Raw genomic sequence first — 17,350 nt, forward strand, 5'->3', positions numbered from 1 at the left:
GACTCAATCCCATGTCTGCCCGGTGGCCGGGTCGGTAATCAGTGTCTCCACCCAGCAGGCTTTGTCGGACGCTATACGGTGTATCTCATCGATCAGGTCGTCCATCGTTTCGTCCAGATGCTCATCCGACGTTGCAGGAACCTCGATGCGGTAGTGTCCATCGGTCTGGTGTTCCACCTCGAACGGTTTCAGGCAATGGGCTTCGATCACCGTGCGGGCCTGGTGGTGTTTGCGGCTGCGCGGGCGCTGTGGCTCCAGAGTAAGCTGGACGGTCAAGGTTCGTAAGCGCGGTTGGGATGCGTTAGGCAGGCGCGGCTGGCCAACCGGTGACGCCATTTCAGTTGGAATCTGCATCAGGGCCTGCTCGAACGGTGACTTGGCCTCAATGTATCGCAAGGCCGTTTGGGTATCCCGCCAACCGACGTATTCCATCAGCGCTTTGATTTCCCAGCCCGACGCGCTGGCCCAGGTGGCAAACCCGCGTCGTAGTGAATGGCTGCTGAATGCTTCCACCGCGTCAATGCCCGCGTCAGACAAGAGCTGGCGCAGCAGCGGCACGACGCTGTTCGGGTGCAATGATACGTCCGACAGGTTCCCCCAGCGATCAATCGCCCTGAACAGGGCACCGCTGGGTTGGCTCAGAAAATCCAGCCAATCCTGACAGGCCTCGACCGGACAGCACTGCCTTAGAGCGGGCACCTTGTACAGACGCCCTTCGGCCTGACGGTCCCCCTTGCTTCTCCGAAGGTACAGGGACATACCGGCACCGGGGGCCAAGGTGATGTCTTCAATGGTCAATCGGCAGAGTTCGTCACTGCGAAAGGCGCGCCAGAACCCGAGCAGGACCATGGCCCGGTTACGCAACCAGACTCCGAGACGCCGTGCGTCGTGCTGACGGGCCTGCGCGATCTGTCGGGACAGCCACTGATCCAGTTGCTGGAGCTGGGTGATGGCCAGGGGCTTGGCCTGTTTTTGCCGGTACGGATGCTCTTCGCGAATGCCCTTCAATACCGCGCGTACCAACGGGGCTTTGGTCGGGTCTGGGAACCCCTGATCCCGATGCCAGCGAGCTAGCGCCGCCAGGCGCTGCTTCAGGGTAGCGGCCGACAGCCGTTCGGCATGATCGGCCAGATAGCGAGCGACACTATCGGCGGTTGCCGGTAGAAAACCGCCCCAGGTCACCTCAAAATGCTCGACGGCGGATCGGTAGCTGCGGCGGGTGTTGTCGCGGGTCGCCGCCCGGACGTACCGGTCAATCGTCACTGGGCCCACCCGCCTCGTTCGATGTCGGTAATGCGGCTATCGCTTCTGTTAACCAACGCTCGACTGACTCGCACACGGCATCGTTGTCCGCCTTTGAAACCATCGTTGTGAACGTCTTGGCCATGGCATCACGCACCTGTTGTTCGAGTGGATCGTCGGGGTTGGCGATTAGTGAGCCAGACAGCCTGTCCAGCGCAGACCCTGTGGCTGCTTTCTCCTGACGAGCCTGAACCCAGCTCTGTGCTTCAGCCAATGATCCGAACTGCTTGTGCTCCACCCAGAAGAAACTGTTTGGAATCGCGATCGAGCGCCCGTCTTTGAGGTAGGCCCTGATCTCTGCGTCAACGTCCGGCAAATAGGCGTCTTCACTTTGCAGGCATCCAAGGGCCGCACGAAAGCTCGGTAATGGGTCGGGAAACCGGTTGCGAAAATCAAACGCCCGGAAGGCAAACACCTGATCCAGAGGATTGGCTTGAGTGTGCATGTGCGGTCTCCTGCCGTGCGGCCTTCTCTGGGGCCATATCGTACCGGTCGTGAGTCAGTATAGCCGCTGAAACGGGCATCACAATGGATAACGCTGGATTATCACATGTCTGTAAAGCTGTGCTTTCCAACGACCGTTCTGGTGTATATAGTACGTAATTACATAATACGTGACACAGTACAAAATAAACATGAGGACACCATCATGGCCCGAGGCGGCATCACCCAACCCCTGGTTGAGGACGCCCGTAAACGTCTTCTGGCTCGCAATGTTCACCCCTCCATCGACGCCATACGAGCCGAGCTGGGCAACACCGGCTCAAAGACCACCATCAGCAACCACCTGAAAGCGATCGAGGCGCGTGAAAGCACCCGTCTGGACGACGAAGCGCTTCTGAGCAGCCACGTTACCGACTTGGTAGGCCAACTGGCTCGGCAATTACGTCAGGACGCGCAGGAAACCATTGAGCAGGCCGAACAGCGCCAACAGGCCGAGGTGGCCGGCCTGCAGGAAGCCTTGACGGCACAGACCGCTGAGACCAGGCAACACCAGGCGCAAAATACCGTGTTGGCTCAGGCGCGGGATGATTTACAGGCGGAGGTCCTTGGGCTGCGTGAGGCGCTCTCGAAACTCGAAGGCGATAACCGCGCGCAGGCCCAGCGCATTGAAAGTGTGACTGAGCAGGTTCAGGACAAGCAACGCCAGGTGAATTCACTCGAAGAAAAACACAACCATGCCCGGCAGGCGCTGGAGCATTATCGCGGTTCCGTGAAAGAGCAGCGCGAGCAGGATCAGCGGCGGCATGAGCAGCAGGTCCAGCAAGTCCAGGAAGAGCAACGCCACCTGCAACAAGCCCTGGCCGTGAAACGCGACGAGCAGACCCAGGCCACTCGGGAGATCAGCCGACTGTTCACGGAGGTGACTGAAGTTCGAAAGCAGTCGGATCGGTTGACCCAGCAATTGGGCGAGCGGGAGCGCGAAAATCGTCGTCTGGCCGACAAAACAGTGCGGCTAGAGCAGCAAGTCGTGGCGTTACGCCAACGAAAGGCTGCCTTTGAAAAGCAGCAGCGCGTGAACGACCAGTTGAAAGCGAAGGTGCAGCAGCTTGAAACCGAGCTGAGCGTGAAGAATGAGCTGTTGGATCGCTTGAGCGCTGGCAACAATTCCGACGAGGTGAACAGAGTTTCTTGAAATTCCTCCAGACTATGTTTTAAAGCCTACTGCAAGGCTATTGTCGCTCAAGTCTCAGGTGTTTTTCATTGGGGGAGCCCGAGTGGTTTGGATGACGGGTTTAGGGCGAGGTGTTGTCCGGTCTTTTGTTGTCCATCATGCTTAGCTGTAAAAATAAAAGTCGTTCTTTTTCCTCTGTTTCACGGCATACATGGCCATGTCCGCCCGCTCTACCAGCGTTTCCGCCCCCGCCCCGTCTTCAGGGTAGATTGCAATCCCGATGCTGGTTCCGATAGAGACACGAAGGTCGGTGCCCTCAAACGGAAAAGGGGTTTCGAGCGAGCTCAGAAGTTTGCGTGCGACTGTTGCGGCGTCCTTTTTTTCGTCAAGCGAGGGCAACAAGACCGTAAATTCATCACCACCATAGCGGGCAAGGGTATCCCCCTCTCGCAGACACTGTGTCAGACCGGCGGCGACTCTTTGCAACAGCTCATCGCCAACCCCATGCCCGTAGGTATCGTTTACTGCTTTGAAATCGTTCAGGTCGATAAACAGCACGGCAAGCTTCTGCCCATTACGGCTCGCCTGACTGACAGCCAAGGTAAGTCGGTCCATAAACAGGCTCCTATTCGGCAGTCCGGTCAGTGTATCGTGAGAAGCATGAAACTCCATCAATGCCAGTGTCCGTTTGTGCTCCGTGATGTCCCGCACAATGCCCAAAAAAGGAGGTCTCGCTGGAGGGGGCTTTGCATAAGTTAGCGTGGTGTTCGCCTCACGCGGAGAGACAACTTTAATGTCACAATCCAGGTAACCGATCCCTCCATGGTAGGTTTTAAGCTTGATCTCTTGGGTTACTCGCTCTCCCACCTCGTTCTTACCAAATAGCAGTGGAAGCTTAGCGATGTCACCCTCATGAACGAGCTGAGAAAACGGTTGGCCAATCAGCTCCTCTGTCGGTAATCCCAAGAGACTCTCGGAGTGATGATTCAGATAGTTGATGCACTTGCGCTCATCCAGTGAAAAAACCAGATCCGGAAGATGATCAAGTGTGTGTTTAAAAAACTCGTCCGTTAGGGGCTTAGACCAACCCGTAGCCGCCTGAGAACGGGCCTGCCGTCGTTCTAAAACCGTGCCGCCGACAGCCCGAATTAATTCATCTACATCGTAGGGTTTTCTTAGATAATCACAGGCACCCAGCTTGAATGCTTGCCTGACGATGCGATAGTCGGAATGCGCGCTGATAATGATGACCGGAGCGTCAACGCCGGTTTCTTTCAACCAGGCCATGATCTCTAAACCGCTCTTTCCAGGCATGCGGATATCCAACAAAACCAGATCGTAGGCATTCTCTCGTAATCGCTGGCAGACGGCGTCGCCATCCTCGGCACCGTCAGCCTCGAACCCCTTGTCACGCAATATCGAGCATAAACTGTTAAGCAACCGCGGCTCATCATCACCAATGAGCAGCCGTCCCAAACATTCTGAAGTTTCGCCGGTGACGTGGTGGGGCGTTATATCAACGCCATCACTGACGGCGTTTTCGTTGTAGTTTTGCAAGATGGACACCAGTACATCAGAGCAAGGGATTTGCTCCGTTGATCAACCCGATATTAATAAAGTGTACATTTGGACCTCTGTATGGTCCCCTCCTCTATTGCGGTGGGCTACCTCCTCTGTGGAAACTCTGTTTAACTTACTTGGTTGCTTCCGATAGCGCCTTCACATGCTAGCCGCAGCCATGCGGTGGTCATAGCCCGTCTCATTATGTACAGGTGCCCAGGCGCAGGCCGGACAAACGTGTCAGTGGTGGCGCCACCAAGATCGGGACTCGCCGGCATGGGTGTGCCAGCGGTCGGATCAGCCGCCCTATCAGGACGGATCAGTTATCGCTGCTGTCCGACAGGTAGGCGCCGTCCTCGTCATGGACTTCCTGGCCGGTCACCGGCGGGTTGAAGGCGCAGATCAGGCGCATGTCCTCGGTGCCACCGTACAGGGTGTGCTTGTCGTGGTTGTCCAGGGCGTAGAGGGTACCGTCGGTAATCTCGTGAACTTCACCCGTGGCGAGGTCCTTGATGCGCCCGTTACCGGCAACGCAGTAAACGGCTTCCAGGTGGTGCTTGTACCAGAAAGTGTGCTCGGAGCCTGCCTTGATGATGGTTTCGTGGAAGGAAAATCCCATTCCGTCCTTCTTGAGCAGCAGGCGGCGGCTGGTCCACTGCTTGTCGCTGACTTCACGCTCGGTACCAATGATGTCCTGAACTTTAACGATTTTCATGGGCGTATCTCATGGTTGGTTGGTCAGAATCGGGTGAAACAACTTTATAGTATAAACATTAGGCATCTATATATTTCAAGTGGCCCTTTCCTCCTGCCACTGGTCATACCCCTCTAGCGCTTCCCGGCTGTCATTGCCCGGTGTGGCCCGCTCCGAACGCCGCGAGAGGCTTAGCGTACGCTATTTTCCGTTTCGTGAGGTGGCCCCTTGACACGTGCGTCACCGACTCTGCTGGATCGCGTTCTGCGACGATGGCGGGTGACGCATGGCCTCACTTGCCTGCAGCACCGGAGGCGTGGACCTCCGGCGCATCATCAGCGCCGGAACAAGGGCGGCCAGGAAGATCGCGCCGACGATAAAGAAGCTGTCCCGGTACCCCAGCATGTTGCCCTGGCTGTAGATCACGCGGCCAAGATAGTTCATCGCCCCGGCCTGGCGTATCGCCTCCGGCACGCCAGCCTGTGCAAGCAAGCCGGTTACTTCGCGCAGCATATCGGCCGCCGCGCTGTTGCCTGCATGCTGCGCCGCCGTGAAGCTGTCAACGTAGAGCTGAGACCGCCGTTCCAGAGCGATGGAAAGAAGGTTGACGCCAAACGCCCCGCCGAGTTGGCGCACGAAGTTGATTGCGCCGGAGCCCTGACCGAGTAGCGTCATGGGTAGCGCCTTGAGGGCGCCGGCGTTCAGGCTCGGCATAATGAAACCAAGGCCGATACGCCCCAGCATGATCCACCAGGCGAACAGCCAGAACGAGGTATTGGTATCCACGCCGGTCATCAGAAACGATGACAACGCGAAAACCGCGAGCCCGAACATGATCGTGGCATAGGCGGGCGTCTTGTCGGTCAGCCGCCCCGCAATGGGGAAGACCAGGGCCAGAATCAGACCCGCCGGCATCAGCAGCAGGCCCGAGCGCGTCGGCGTGTAGCCCTGGATCGTCTGCACGAACAGCGGAATCAAGAAGGTCGAACCGTAGATTCCCGCCCCGAAAATGAAGGCCACCACGGACGCGCCGGCATAGACCCGGTTCGTGAAGAGCTCGAGATTGAGCATGGGCGCGGGGGTACGAAGTTCCCAGACAATGAATCCGACGCCCGCGACAGAGGCGATCACGAGATCGCGCAGGATGGGATCGGACATCCACCCGTAGCGTTGCCCGTTCGACAATCCGTTCAGCAAGGTGACCAGGAACACGGTCATCAGTCCGAAGCCGATCCAGTCAAACCGGCGCGGCGGACCGGAGGCTGCGCGCCCCGGCATGAAGATCGTGGCCAGGAACAGGCCGATGAGGCAGAACGGTACGGCCATGAAGAACACATACCGCCAACTGAAGCTGTCGACCATGATACCGCCTAACGTCGGCCCGAGCGCCGGGGCCAGCACCACACCAATGCCGTAAATTCCCATCGCCGACCCGCGTTTCTCCGGCGGGAAGACCAGGAAGATCGTCTGCATGGCGAGCGGCTGGAGGATGCCGGCCGCGCCGCCTTGCAGGACGCGGGCCAGGATCAGCACGCCCTCGGCGGGGGCGAGCCCGCCCATGGCAGAGGCGGCGATAAAGACTGTTAGCGCCAGCACAAAGGTCGCGCGCTGGCCGAGGGTCTCGACCATCCAGGCATTCAGCAGCATGGTCCCGGTCATCGCGGCGAGGAAGCCGGTGGAGAGAAGTTGCGCCTTGTCCTGGCCCATGCCGAAAGCGCCCATGATATCCGGCAGGGCTACATTGACGATGGTGGCGGTCAGGATAGTGGCGATCGTGCCCATCATGACCGTCGCTGTGACCAGCCAGCGATAGGACGGGCCGAAGCGGGCGAATAGCCCCTCGATACTGTCCGGCCGGGGCGCGCTAGTCATCGGCTCTCGCCTCCAGCTCCACCATCATACCCGGCTTGAGTTCGCCGCCGTCCTGCTGCACCGCGATGCGCACTGGCAGGCGCTGGGTGATCTTGGTGAAATTGCCGCTCGGGTTGGGGTTGGGCAGCAGGGCGAACTCGCTGGTGGCGGACTGCCCGACGCGCGTGACCCTGCCCTCAAAGAGCCGCCCCGGCAGGGCATCGACAGTGATCGCCACGGTCTTTCCCGGCCGGAAGAAGCGGATGTCGGTCTCTTTGACGTTCGCCTCGACGCGCACCCACTGCGGGTCATGCACCATCAGCAAGCGCTGGCCGGGGGTGACGTATTCGCCCTTGTCCACGAAGACCCGGTCCACAACGCCGTCGAATGGCATGACGAGGGTGCGGTCTTCGAGGTCGAGCGCCGCCCGGGCCTTTTGTGCACGCAGCCGCTGTTCCTCCGGGCCGAGTTCGGCGAGCTGGGTGCGGAGCACCGTGAGTTCCCCGCGCGCGGCTTCAGCCTCGGCAAGGGCGGCGCGGGCATTTTCCAAGTCCGCCTGGACGCTCAACGCCTGTTGTTTTGCCGTCTCCAGCGCCGCCCGCGTCTGGTCCAGGCGCGCACGGTTGATGGCGCCGCTCGGCGCCAGCTTCTCCGCCCGGTCATTGTCCTGTCTGGCAAGATCGCGTTGCGCCGTCGCTCCTGCCAACGCGGCCTCCGCCGCCCTCACCGCTGCCTGTTTGGCGGTAATACGACTTTGCGTCTGACGGTCGGTGAGAGCGATGCGCGCTTCGATTTCCTCGCGGCGGCGGGCAATCCCGGCGAGTTGCGCGGCAAGCTCCTCGACGCGGAGGCGGCTTTCCCGGTCGTCGATCCGGATCAAAACCCTGCCTCTCTGCGCGGCATCCCCCTCGGTCACTTCGAGCGCCGTCACCCAACCGGGAACCCGGCTGCTCACGGCAACAATGTCGGCGGCGACACGGGCGTCCGTCACAAAGACATGGGTGAACTGCTGATACAACCACCAGCCGCCTCCTCCGAGAACGATCAGCGTCGCCAGAATCGCGCCATACCGTCGCCATGGCCGGGTGCGGGCAGGAGGTGAAACCGCCTCTGACCCAGCCTCCGTCTCCTTGTCGGGGACTGTACGCAGATCGGTTTCCGGATCGTCGCCCTGGCGTTCGAGACGGGTCACATACTGGTCCACGGCCTACCCCTCATCGGTCTTCGTCCGCAAGCCGCATCGCCCTTGGCGTGCCGCCCAGCTTGCCGGCGATCTGCTCCAAGACCTTCAGGCAAGTCGTTACCTCGGCTTGGGAGAGGTCGGAGAAAATTTGCGCGCGCACCGCCGCTGCGGTTGCTTCGATGCGTTCCAGAACAGGGGCGGCCTCCGCGCGCAGGTGAACCGATTTGGTGCGGCGGTCGCTAGCTTCTGTCCGGCGTTCGATCAGCCCCTCGGTTTCCAGCCGGTCCAGCGTGCGTACCAGGGTCGGCCCCCGCACCCCGACCGCCTCGGCCAATTCACGCTGGGTTGCCGCCTGGGGCAGGCGAGAGAGATGTAACAGGGTCAACCAGCGGGACTCGGTGAGGCCAAAGGTGGCCAGCCGCCGGTCGATTTCGGCGCGCCACAGCCGGGCGACCAGCCCGAGGCGAAGGCCGAATTGTTCCTGATCGTCGAGGGGCTTCGTCATCTCATTGCCTGCATCATTATGTAGCTGTACTATAATCAATAGATAGCTATGTATCAAATAGCGAGGGATGTAGGCCCCGAAGGCTGCACTGTCTAGAGCAGAGGACCGGGAAAGGCGTTCCATCCCGATCACAGAAAGGAGCACCACGATGTACCGGACGATCCTCCTGGCCTATGACGGCAGCCGGCAAGGCCGTGAGGCGCTGGATCAGGGGGCCGAGCTGGCTTCGCTTTGCCAGGCTCGTGTCTATCTCCTCGCCGTCGTCGCCCATGAACTGGGTGTCGCGCTCGCTGAAGCGGCGGCCCCCTCAGACCTGCCGGAGCGAGAATATCAGGAAGTGCGCCACGTGCTGACGGAGGGCGCGGAATCGCTGCGGCGGGCGGGGCTTTCCGTCGACACGCGCCTCGCCGCGGGCAACCCCGCCGAGGAGATCGGCCGAATGGCGCACGAGGTCGGCGCGGATCTGGTCGTGGTCGGTCACCGCAAACAGAGCGCGCTGGCCCGGTGGTGGCACGGCTCCGTCGGCGCTTCGCTGCTCGCCCACGCGCCATGCAGCCTGCTGGTGGCCGTTGCGGACCGGTAGTTGTCAAGGAATATGTCGCAGGGTCTTCATCAAGGTCTTCGCCGGCTAGGCCGAGGAGAAAGCCCTTGATTCAGGTGTTAATCGGTTGGCGGCCACTGCTGCGCAGCATGTAACACGCGCAGTATTCGTACCGTCAAGGCATCCTCCTGGTACACGAGGATATAGTTCGACCAGGCGACGAGTTCCCGGGTCCCTTCAACCCGACCAGGGCGGCCTATTTTGGGGAACTCCGGCAGCTTTTCAGCTTTCATCTCGATATCATCTTTTACGCGCTGTGCTGCATCGGGATTGTCATCAGAGATGTAATCGACAATCCCTAGCAGATCGGTACGAGCCAGTTCCAGCCATTCCAGTTCAGGCACGGCGACGCTTTCTGTCGATCAACGCTTGTGCCTCATCCATTACCTGTTGATGAGGAACGGTAGGTCGGGCATCAGCCAGGGCCTCTTTCACTTTATCGCGGAACCAGGCGTCATGGGCTTCCGGATCAGCCGTTAACCCAACGGGCAATCCGCCCTCTTTGGTTACGCGGGTTAGAAGGATGCGGACGGCATCTGATACCGTCAAGCCGAAGCTGGCAAGCTTTTCCGCTGCATCAGCCTTCAGCTCGTCGTCCACACGAACGTGCAGCATTGAAGTGTGAGCCATGATGAATTCTCCGATTGTCATACGTAACTCTATTGTGTATCTCAAATGCGATACAGTCAAGCTGCTGTGGACATTAGCAAAATCACTGCGTTTGGTCAGATGCCAGTATTTTATAGACTGTTGACCGGCCATCTCCGTAGCCCCCACTCCCTGGCTGTGCAGGGCACGGACTTTATCCTTGTCCACCGTGGGTTTACGGCCAAATTTGACCCCCTTGGCCTTGGCCTTGGCCTCCAGGCGGCCCTCGTTGGTGCGTTCCAGTATGCGCTGACGCTCGGCCTGGGCCACGGCCGACAGGATGGTGACTACCATCTTGCCCATGATCCCCTCGGTGCTGATCCCATCGTCGAGGAACCGGATAGCCACACCCATGTTGTCGAACTCTTTGATGAGCTGGCCCGCAGTTGCGTCAATACAAGATCGAACAGCACTGGGATGACATGATGCACATTGCCGGTTCGCTCAAACTGGGGACCGTGCAGGCCTCCGTGGGATGCGCTGGAAGCGTAACTGGAAGCGTTTTACCCCAAAGGCGGTGGGCCGGGGGCGCCCACCCATGGGCCTGGGACGGATGTTGCGGCTGTATGTTAGTGGCCCCAACAGTGCTTTGGCTTCTCGGATCAAGGCATCGAGGATGCGATTTACGACAATCAGGCGATCCGGCGCTTCGTTGGCATTGACCTTGGCCGGGAGTCAGCACCGGATGCGGCCACCTTGCTCAAGTGTCGCCGACTGCTGGAGCGCGAAGGGCTCACCGGCAAGCTGTTTGAGGCGATCAACGCTCATCTGGCTGGGCAGGGGCTGATGCTACGCGAAGGCACCGTGGTGGACGCGGCGCTGCTTGCCGCATCGCCGTCCACGAAAAACCGGGCCAGAAAACGCGATCCGGAAATGCACCAGGCTCGCAGCCTGCTTCACGGCGAAGAAACAGACGTTATGTACCTGTGCTGGGTTGTGTCAGCCAGCGGTTAAGCTAACATCCGGCACAAGCTGATTTTTCTTCTGCTGGCATTGAGCCTGCTGGGGTCCGGATTTGCAGCATTGCCAACACCTGGATCAGCCTGACCGCTGCCAATTGAGAAGACGCGATGAAAAGATATCCTTACGGTTTTTCAGCAGCCTGGGCGCTTACGCTGATGTTCGCGACGGCCAGCCCCACGGTGGCAGCTCAGGCTGCACCGGATGAACAGAAAGAAACCGTTAACTGTGCGTTGATCCGGGACGGCATCCAGCGACTTGCCTGCTATGACGCCCAGAATGACCCCATTGCCGCCAGAAAAGCGGCGGACGAAGACACGTTACAGCAGGCTGATGAGGAAGCCGCTATTCCGGTGGCTGATGATGCCCGGCGGGAGCAGATCGTCAGCGATGCTCTTGAGGACGACTCAGAGACCGGTCTGATGGCAGCCCTGGTGGATAATTACCTGACCGCGGAGAAGGCAATTTTTTCATTCACCGGCAGTTTTGTGACCCACCGCCCCAACTACATCCTGCCATTCACCTATGTGGACGACCCTAACCCAAGGCCCACCAGCCCGAGACTGGGCCCCGCCGGCTATGACTTCGCTCTGGAAGAGGAAGAGGCGAAATATCAGATCAGTTTCAAGATTCCACTGCTGACTGGCATTTTTGATGATCGAACCACCTTCTGGTTTGGCTATACCCAGCAGTCCTACTGGCAGGTGTACAACACCAAAGACTCCGCTCCCTTCCGTGAAACCAACTACGAGCCCGAGATTTTCTTCCGCCACCGGCTCGATTGGGATATTGGGCCTGGCACTCTGAGTGCGGTGTCTCTGGGCTTCAATCACCAGTCTAACGGTCAATCAGAGCCCCGGTCGCGCAGCTGGAACCGGATCATGGGCACCGCGGCTTACAGCTATGACCGCTGGCTGTTTATGGTTAACCCCTGGTTCCGGCTGCCGGAGAGTGGCAGCGATGACGACAACTCGGATATCGAGAAGTATCTCGGACATGGTAGTTACCACGCGGTTTACAAGCTGACAGAGGACCGCACGTTCTCGCTGAAGCTTTTGAACAATATGCGTTCTACCAATCGGACGTCGGTGGAGTTCGGGTACAGTTTCCCGATGGGGGATACGCTGAAGGGCTTTTTCCAGTACTACAACGGGTATGGGGAGAGTCTGATTGATTATAACGAGCGTATCGAGCGGTTTGGCGTGGGGATTATGCTGAATAACTGGCTCTAGTCGGAGTGTGCCCGGCGCAACTCCACGCTGCCATGCATCAGGTCCGTCAGGCCATGGTGCTGAGTGTTCGCCGGAAGCGGGTCAGAGCCAAGCCAAAAAGGGTACTCCCGATAACGGTGATGGCCAGGAATTGCGGCCACACGGTGGCGAGGCCCGCGCCACGATAGAGAATGGCCTGGGCCAGCATTACAAAGTGGGTGTTGGGCGCGGCGAGCATGATGTACTGGACAGCCTCCGGCATGCTCTCGCGCGGCGTCGAGCCCCCGGAGAGCATTTGCAGCGGCAGCAGCACCAGCATGAGCAGCAGGGCGAACTGCGGCATGGACCGGGCGACGGTGCCCAGGAAGATGCCCATCGAGGTGGTCGCGAACAGATGCAGCGCGGTCCCGACCAGGAACAACGCGAGCGAGCCTCCGATCGGCACGGACAGCCAACCCTGCACGACGGCGGTGAGCGCGAAGGCGGTGGCGGCAAGGACGACCAGCGCCATCGCCCATACCTTGCTGCTCATGATCTCGAAAGGCGTGACCGGCATGACCAGTAGATGCTCGACGGTGCCGTGCTCGCGCTCGCGGATCAGCGCCGCGCCGGTGAGGACGATGGAGAGCATGGTCACGTTATTGATGACCTGCATGATGGCGCCGAACCACGACTTGTTGAGCTGGGGATTGAAGCGCATCCGCAGCGCCAGATCGACCGGCAACTCCGGAACCTCGCGATAACGCTGCGCGAAGGCGCGCACCTCGTCGGTGACGATGGTCTGGATATAGCCGCTGCCGGTAAATGCCTGGCTCATGCGCGTGGCATCGACGTTGAGCTGGACCGTGGGCCGCCGCCCTGCCAGCAGGTCACGCTGGAAGTTCGGCGGGATGTCAAGGGCGAAGGTATCGAGGCCGGCATCCATGCGGGCGTCCATCTCGGCCTGGTCGATCACCTCGGGGAGAACAAAGTACGGCGGGTAAAAGGCGCTGACGATGCGCCATGACAGCGGCGAGCGATCCTCGTTCACCACCGCGATCGGCGCCTTGTTGAGGGTCTCCGGCATGGCCGTGGCCGCCGTGTAGACCGACAGGGTGAAGGCGTAGACAATCAACACCAGCATGATCGGGTCGCGGACAAGGCTGCGCAACTCCTTGACACCGAGATGGCAAATATTGGCAAGGCGCATGGACTATCGCTCCTGCTTCTTGAGCAGCGCGGCGGACAGCCCGATCAGGACCGGCACGGCCAGCGCCAGCGGGAGAAAGGCGCCATGCAGGTCGGAGAAGTTGAGGGCCTTCGAGAAGGTGCCGCGCGCGATCGTCAGGAAATGCGTGGTCGGATAGACCTCGCCGATCAGCCGGCCCATCCCTTCCAGGGACGAGACCGGGTCGATCATGCCGGAGAAGTTCGCCGCCGGCAGGATGGTGAGCACCGCCGTGCCGAAGATCGCGGCGATCTGGCTGCGCATGAAGGTGGAGATCAGCAGCCCCACGGCTGTGGCGGCACCAACATAGAGCAGCGCACCCACCGCCAACGTCAGGAAGCTGCCCTTCAGCGGCACGCCGAAGACGGTCACCGCGAGCAGCGTGAGCAGCAGGAAGCTCAGGAAGGACAGGACCACGTAAGGGAACTGCTTGCCGAGTAGGAACTCGAGCCGCGTGGTCGGCGTGACGTAGAAGTTGGTGATCGAGCCGAGCTCCTTCTCGCGCACCACGCTGAGCGCCGCGAGCATGGCCGGGATCAGCATGAGCAGCAGCGGGATCACCGCCGGTACCATCGCCACCAGGCTCTTGACGTCCGGGTTATAGCGGAACCGGGTCTCGATATTGACGAGCCCCGCCAAAGCCTCGCCGTAGCCGGCCTCGCGCGCCTTGGTCGCCAGCCAGTGGGCGTGAATTCCCTGCACATAGCCGCGGACGGTCTCGCCCCGTGTCGGCATGGCGCCGTCTATCCAGGCGCCGATCTCGACCCGCCGGCCCCGGGCGATGTCGCGCGCGAAGCCCGGCGGGATCTCGATCGCCAGACTGATGTCGCCTTCGCGCATTCGCCGGTCAAGATCGGCATAACCGGTGATCGGCGGCCGCTCGACGAAGTACCGGGAGCCGCTGAGGTTGAGCGTATAGTCGCGGCTGACGGTGGTCTGGTCGCGATCCAGCACCGCAAAGGAGAGATCCTCAACATCGAGGCTGATCCCATAGCCCATCACGAACATCAGGATGACGCTGCCGAGCAGCGCCAGCGTCAGCCGGATGGGATCGCGGCGCAGCTCTAACCCTTCGCGCCGGGCGTGGCTGATCATTCGCCGGGGATCGAACATGCGCCGCCAGCCTTGGGATTCGCCATGGCCTGCCGACGCGTTAACCGTATCGAGGGACGCTGTTTGCCCCGCGTTAGCTTCGTTTTCCCCCGACGCCTCCTCCAGATGCGCCACGAATGCCTCTTCCAGGGTCTCCGCGCCCCGCTGCTGCACGATATTCGCCGGCGTGTCGGTGACCAGCACCCGGCCCGCATGCATCAGCGAGATGCGGTCGCAGCGCTCGGCCTCGTTCATGAAGTGGGTGGAGATGAAGATGGTCACCCCGTCACGGCGCGACAGCTCGACCAGCCTGCGCCAGAAGGCGTCGCGCGCCACCGGGTCGACCCCCGAGGTGGGCTCGTCGAGGATCAGCATCTCGGGTTTGTGGATCATGGCGACCGCCAGCGACAGGCGCTGCCGGTGGCCGAGGGGCAGCCGGCCCGGCAGGCTGTCGATCACAGCCGCCAGATCGAAGCGTTCAACCATTTCGTGCACGCGCCCTAAAACCTCGGCAGCGGGCACGTGGAACAGCCGGGCATGCAGCTCCAGGTTCTGCCGCACCGTCAGCTCGGTGTAGAGCGAGAAGAACTGCGACATGTAGCCGACGCGGCGCCGGGTCGCGAGGTCGTGCGGGTCCACCTCCTGTCCGAACAGCCAGGCCCGGCCTTCGCTCGGCGGCAGGAGGCCGGTCAGCATCTTCATGGTCGTGGTCTTGCCGCAGCCGTTGGAGCCGAGAAAACCGAAGATCTCACCCCGTGGGACACGCAGGTTCACATGATCGACCGCGGTGAACTCGCCGAAGCGCATGGTCAGATCCCGGGCCTCGATGGCGGTATCGCCATCGTCTTCCGGCCGCGGCGGAATCTCGACCGCCCGATAATCCCGGCGCTTGTCTTCCGGTAGCAGCCGGATGAAGGCTGCCTCCAGCGACTCCGCCCCCGTGCTGTGCAGCAGGCCTTCGGGCGTGTCGCTGGCCAGCACCCGCCCCCCGTACATCGCCGCCAGCCAGTCGAAACGTGCCGCCTCCTCCATATAGGCCGTGGCCACCAGCACACTCATGCCGGGCCGGGAACGACGGATGCCGGCGATCAACCCCCAGAACTGGCGGCGTGAGAGGGGGTCGACACCGGTGGTCGGCTCGTCGAGGATGAGCAGGTCCGGATCGTGGATCAGCGCGCAGCAGAGGCCGAGCTTCTGCTTCATCCCCCCGGATAGCTTGCCCGCCGCCCGATCGAGAAACGGTTTAAGCCCGGTGGCCCCGGTCAGCGCCTCGATGCGGCGCTCCCGTTCGCCGCCGTCATGCCCGAACAGGCGCCCGAAGAAGTCGAGGTTCTCGAATACCGTGAGTGTCGGATAGAGGTTCCGTCCCAGGCCCTGCGGCATGTAGGCGATACGCGGGCCGACTCGGCGGCGATGGCGCGCATCGGCCATATCGCCGCCGAGCACTGCGACCTGTCCCGTCTGGACCGCGCGGGCGCCTGCGATCAGCGCCAGCAGACTTGACTTGCCGACCCCGTCCGGGCCGATCAACCCGGCCATGCAGTTCGCCGGGATGTCGATAGTGACCTCGTCGAGGGCACGCGCCTTGCCGTAGCGCAGGGACACATCCCGCAGGCGGGCAACCGGCGCGGCAGCCCCCCCGCCATCCTCGATCTGTGCATGCTCCTCCCGGCTCATTGCGGCAGTCTCGTCTGCAGTTCAGGCGGCCAATCCACCCGCGGGTCGAGCCGCACATAGGCCATGCCCGGCAGGCCGGTCTTGACCTGGAGGAGGTGCTCTCTGAGCAGGTCCGGGGCAATCCGCGCCTTGATGCGGAACATCAGCTTCTGGCGCTCTTCTTGCGTCTCCACCGTCTTGGGCGTGAACTGTGCGACGTCCGCGACGAAGGAGATTTCGACCGGGACCACGTATTGTGGAGCGGCGTCGAGCACGAGCCGCGCCTCGGACCCGAGCGCGACCCGCCCGGCCTGTTCCGTCGGCAGGAAGAAGGTCATGTACACATCGGTGAGATCGACCATGTTCAGCACCACGCCGCCCGGGGAGAGAACCTCGCCGGGCTGAGCGACGCGGTACTGGACGCGCCCGTCACGCGGCGATTTCAGCACGCTGTCGTCGATATCCGCCTGAATGCGCTGGAGGGTGGCCCGCGCCGCTTCCACCGAGGCCTCCGCGGCAATGACATCCGACTTGGCCCGCCCTATGGCGGCTTGCGCGGCCGCCGCCTGCGCCTCCGCGGCACCGACCGCTGCCTTCGCCGCCGCGGCCGCGGCACGGTCGTCATCGAGCTGCGCCTCGGAGGCGGCATTTTTTGAGGCGAGCTCCCGGGTGCGGACAAGCCGTTTTTGCGCGGCGTCGAGCTCGGCCTTCCTCTGGGCTATAAACGCCTCGGCGGCCTGCCTCTCGGCCTCACGCTGGGTCACCAGGCTTTGCGCGGTCTCGATGCCGATGAGCGCCCGTTGCAACTGCGCCTCGGCCTCCCGGAGCTGCGCCTCCAGGACGGCCGTGTCCATTTTCGCCAAGACCTGGCCGGCGCGGACGAAGTCACCCTCGTTGACCAGGATCTCCCGGATCCGGCCTGCGGTCCTGGCCGCGATATCGATCTCGACCGCCTCGATCCGGCCGTTTCCGGCGGCGAACCCGTCTGGCAAGTCCTGCGGTTGAAAATGCCACCAAGCCCAAACGCCCAGCCCAATGACAATCGCAGCGGCGATGCCTCGAATACTTGCTTTAATGAACTTTTTCACGTCTTGGATTGCTCCACGCCAGTTGGCTCACTCATTCTTGATCATTGAATTGAGACTGAGCGAGATCTTTGTAGACCCACATCTGAAGCTGTACCTTACGCACGAACCACAGCAATTAGGCTGACCCACATCATTTTTGTCGACAAACAAATCTCCGGGTGAAATCTCCAGGATGAT

Annotated in this window: 15 protein-coding genes and 3 pseudogenes; 5 read left to right on the plus strand and 13 right to left on the minus strand. The window is 61.3% G+C overall.

The window, feature by feature from the left end; genetic code table 11:
• Window positions 1-3: 3 nt before the first annotated feature.
• Both A8B84_RS03720 and A8B84_RS03725 read right to left on the minus strand, forming a co-directional pair.
• Window positions 4-1,263 (minus strand): site-specific integrase, encoded by a 1,260-nt coding sequence (locus tag A8B84_RS03720; RefSeq protein ID WP_064228022.1) that lies wholly within the window; start codon window positions 1,261-1,263, stop codon window positions 4-6.
• Window positions 1,253-1,747, minus strand: coding sequence for a hypothetical protein (locus A8B84_RS03725; protein ID WP_064228023.1), 495 nt, complete (start codon window positions 1,745-1,747; stop codon window positions 1,253-1,255). The genes A8B84_RS03720 and A8B84_RS03725 overlap by 11 nt, the downstream gene beginning before the upstream one ends.
• 204 nt (window positions 1,748-1,951) lie before the next feature.
• On the opposite strand from A8B84_RS03725, the gene A8B84_RS03730 reads away from it, so the two are divergent.
• On the plus strand, window positions 1,952-2,938 hold the full coding sequence (locus A8B84_RS03730; protein ID WP_064228024.1) for a DNA-binding protein: 987 nt from the start codon (window positions 1,952-1,954) through the stop codon (window positions 2,936-2,938).
• Window positions 2,939-3,079: 141 nt separating this feature from the next.
• Here A8B84_RS03730 and A8B84_RS03735 read toward each other — a convergent pair whose 3' ends face one another.
• The 5 genes from A8B84_RS03735 to slyA all read right to left on the minus strand — a co-directional run bounded on the left by A8B84_RS03735 (window position 3,080) and on the right by slyA (window position 8,710).
• Window positions 3,080-4,474: a diguanylate cyclase domain-containing protein gene (locus A8B84_RS03735; RefSeq protein ID WP_138103083.1), complete on the minus strand. Its 1,395-nt coding sequence runs from the start codon at window positions 4,472-4,474 to the stop codon at window positions 3,080-3,082.
• A 322-nt stretch (window positions 4,475-4,796) separates the two neighbouring features.
• Window positions 4,797-5,192 (minus strand): ectoine synthase, encoded by a 396-nt coding sequence (locus A8B84_RS03740; protein ID WP_011784156.1) that lies wholly within the window; start codon window positions 5,190-5,192, stop codon window positions 4,797-4,799.
• A gap of 219 nt (window positions 5,193-5,411) precedes the next feature.
• Window positions 5,412-7,043 carry a DHA2 family efflux MFS transporter permease subunit gene (locus tag A8B84_RS03745; RefSeq protein WP_064228026.1) on the minus strand — a complete coding sequence of 544 codons (1,632 nt, stop codon included), beginning with the start codon at window positions 7,041-7,043 and terminating at the stop codon, window positions 5,412-5,414.
• A complete protein-coding gene (locus A8B84_RS03750) occupies window positions 7,036-8,226 on the minus strand; it encodes an HlyD family secretion protein (RefSeq protein WP_064228027.1) in 1,191 nt (396 codons plus the stop codon). The genes A8B84_RS03745 and A8B84_RS03750 overlap by 8 nt, the downstream gene beginning before the upstream one ends.
• Before the next feature lie 10 nt (window positions 8,227-8,236).
• Window positions 8,237-8,710 (minus strand): transcriptional regulator SlyA, encoded by a 474-nt coding sequence (gene slyA / locus A8B84_RS03755; protein WP_064228028.1) that lies wholly within the window; start codon window positions 8,708-8,710, stop codon window positions 8,237-8,239.
• Between the two features lie 148 nt (window positions 8,711-8,858).
• Between slyA and A8B84_RS03760 the strand changes: the two genes are divergently transcribed.
• On the plus strand, window positions 8,859-9,293 hold the full coding sequence (locus A8B84_RS03760) for a universal stress protein (protein WP_064228029.1): 435 nt from the start codon (window positions 8,859-8,861) through the stop codon (window positions 9,291-9,293).
• A gap of 77 nt (window positions 9,294-9,370) precedes the next feature.
• On the opposite strand, the gene A8B84_RS03765 is transcribed toward A8B84_RS03760, so the two are convergent.
• The 3 genes and pseudogenes from A8B84_RS03765 to A8B84_RS21175 form a co-directional block, all read right to left on the minus strand.
• A complete protein-coding gene (locus A8B84_RS03765; RefSeq protein WP_064228030.1) occupies window positions 9,371-9,655 on the minus strand; it encodes a type II toxin-antitoxin system RelE/ParE family toxin in 285 nt (94 codons plus the stop codon).
• Complete coding sequence (locus A8B84_RS03770; RefSeq protein ID WP_413772185.1) at window positions 9,648-10,073, minus strand: type II toxin-antitoxin system RelB/DinJ family antitoxin; 426 nt, start codon at window positions 10,071-10,073, stop codon at window positions 9,648-9,650. The genes A8B84_RS03765 and A8B84_RS03770 overlap by 8 nt, the downstream gene beginning before the upstream one ends.
• Window positions 10,053-10,337 (minus strand): annotated as a pseudogene (locus tag A8B84_RS21175) (recombinase family protein); the annotation flags it as partial. The gene A8B84_RS03770 and the pseudogene A8B84_RS21175, both read right to left, overlap by 21 nt.
• Window positions 10,338-10,345: 8 nt before the next feature.
• Here A8B84_RS21175 and A8B84_RS22090 point away from each other — a divergent pair.
• The 3 genes and pseudogenes from A8B84_RS22090 to A8B84_RS03780 all read left to right on the plus strand — a co-directional run.
• Window positions 10,346-10,417, plus strand: a pseudogene (locus A8B84_RS22090) (hypothetical protein); the annotation flags it as partial.
• Window positions 10,418-10,434: 17 nt separating this feature from the next.
• Window positions 10,435-10,847, plus strand: a pseudogene (locus tag A8B84_RS03775) (transposase); the annotation flags it as partial.
• Window positions 10,848-11,077: 230 nt separating this feature from the next.
• A complete protein-coding gene (locus tag A8B84_RS03780; protein ID WP_064228058.1) occupies window positions 11,078-12,151 on the plus strand; it encodes a phospholipase A in 1,074 nt (357 codons plus the stop codon).
• Between the two features lie 46 nt (window positions 12,152-12,197).
• Here the strand turns inward: A8B84_RS03780 and A8B84_RS03785 are convergent, their stop codons facing one another.
• The 3 genes from A8B84_RS03785 to A8B84_RS03795 are packed head-to-tail and all read right to left on the minus strand — an operon-like array spanning window position 12,198 to window position 17,173.
• Window positions 12,198-13,319, minus strand: a complete 1,122-nt coding sequence (locus A8B84_RS03785) for an ABC transporter permease (protein ID WP_064228031.1) — start codon at window positions 13,317-13,319, stop codon at window positions 12,198-12,200.
• 3 nt (window positions 13,320-13,322) lie between these two features.
• Window positions 13,323-16,106, minus strand: coding sequence for a ribosome-associated ATPase/putative transporter RbbA (rbbA, locus tag A8B84_RS03790; RefSeq protein ID WP_064228032.1), 2,784 nt, complete (start codon window positions 16,104-16,106; stop codon window positions 13,323-13,325).
• Window positions 16,103-17,173, minus strand: a complete 1,071-nt coding sequence (locus A8B84_RS03795) for an HlyD family secretion protein (RefSeq protein WP_064228033.1) — start codon at window positions 17,171-17,173, stop codon at window positions 16,103-16,105. Before A8B84_RS03795 ends, rbbA begins: the two co-directional genes overlap by 4 nt.
• Window positions 17,174-17,350 lie beyond the last annotated feature (177 nt).

The sequence above is a fragment of the Marinobacter sp. EhC06 genome, assembly GCF_001650915.1.
Classification (GTDB): domain Bacteria; phylum Pseudomonadota; class Gammaproteobacteria; order Pseudomonadales; family Oleiphilaceae; genus Marinobacter.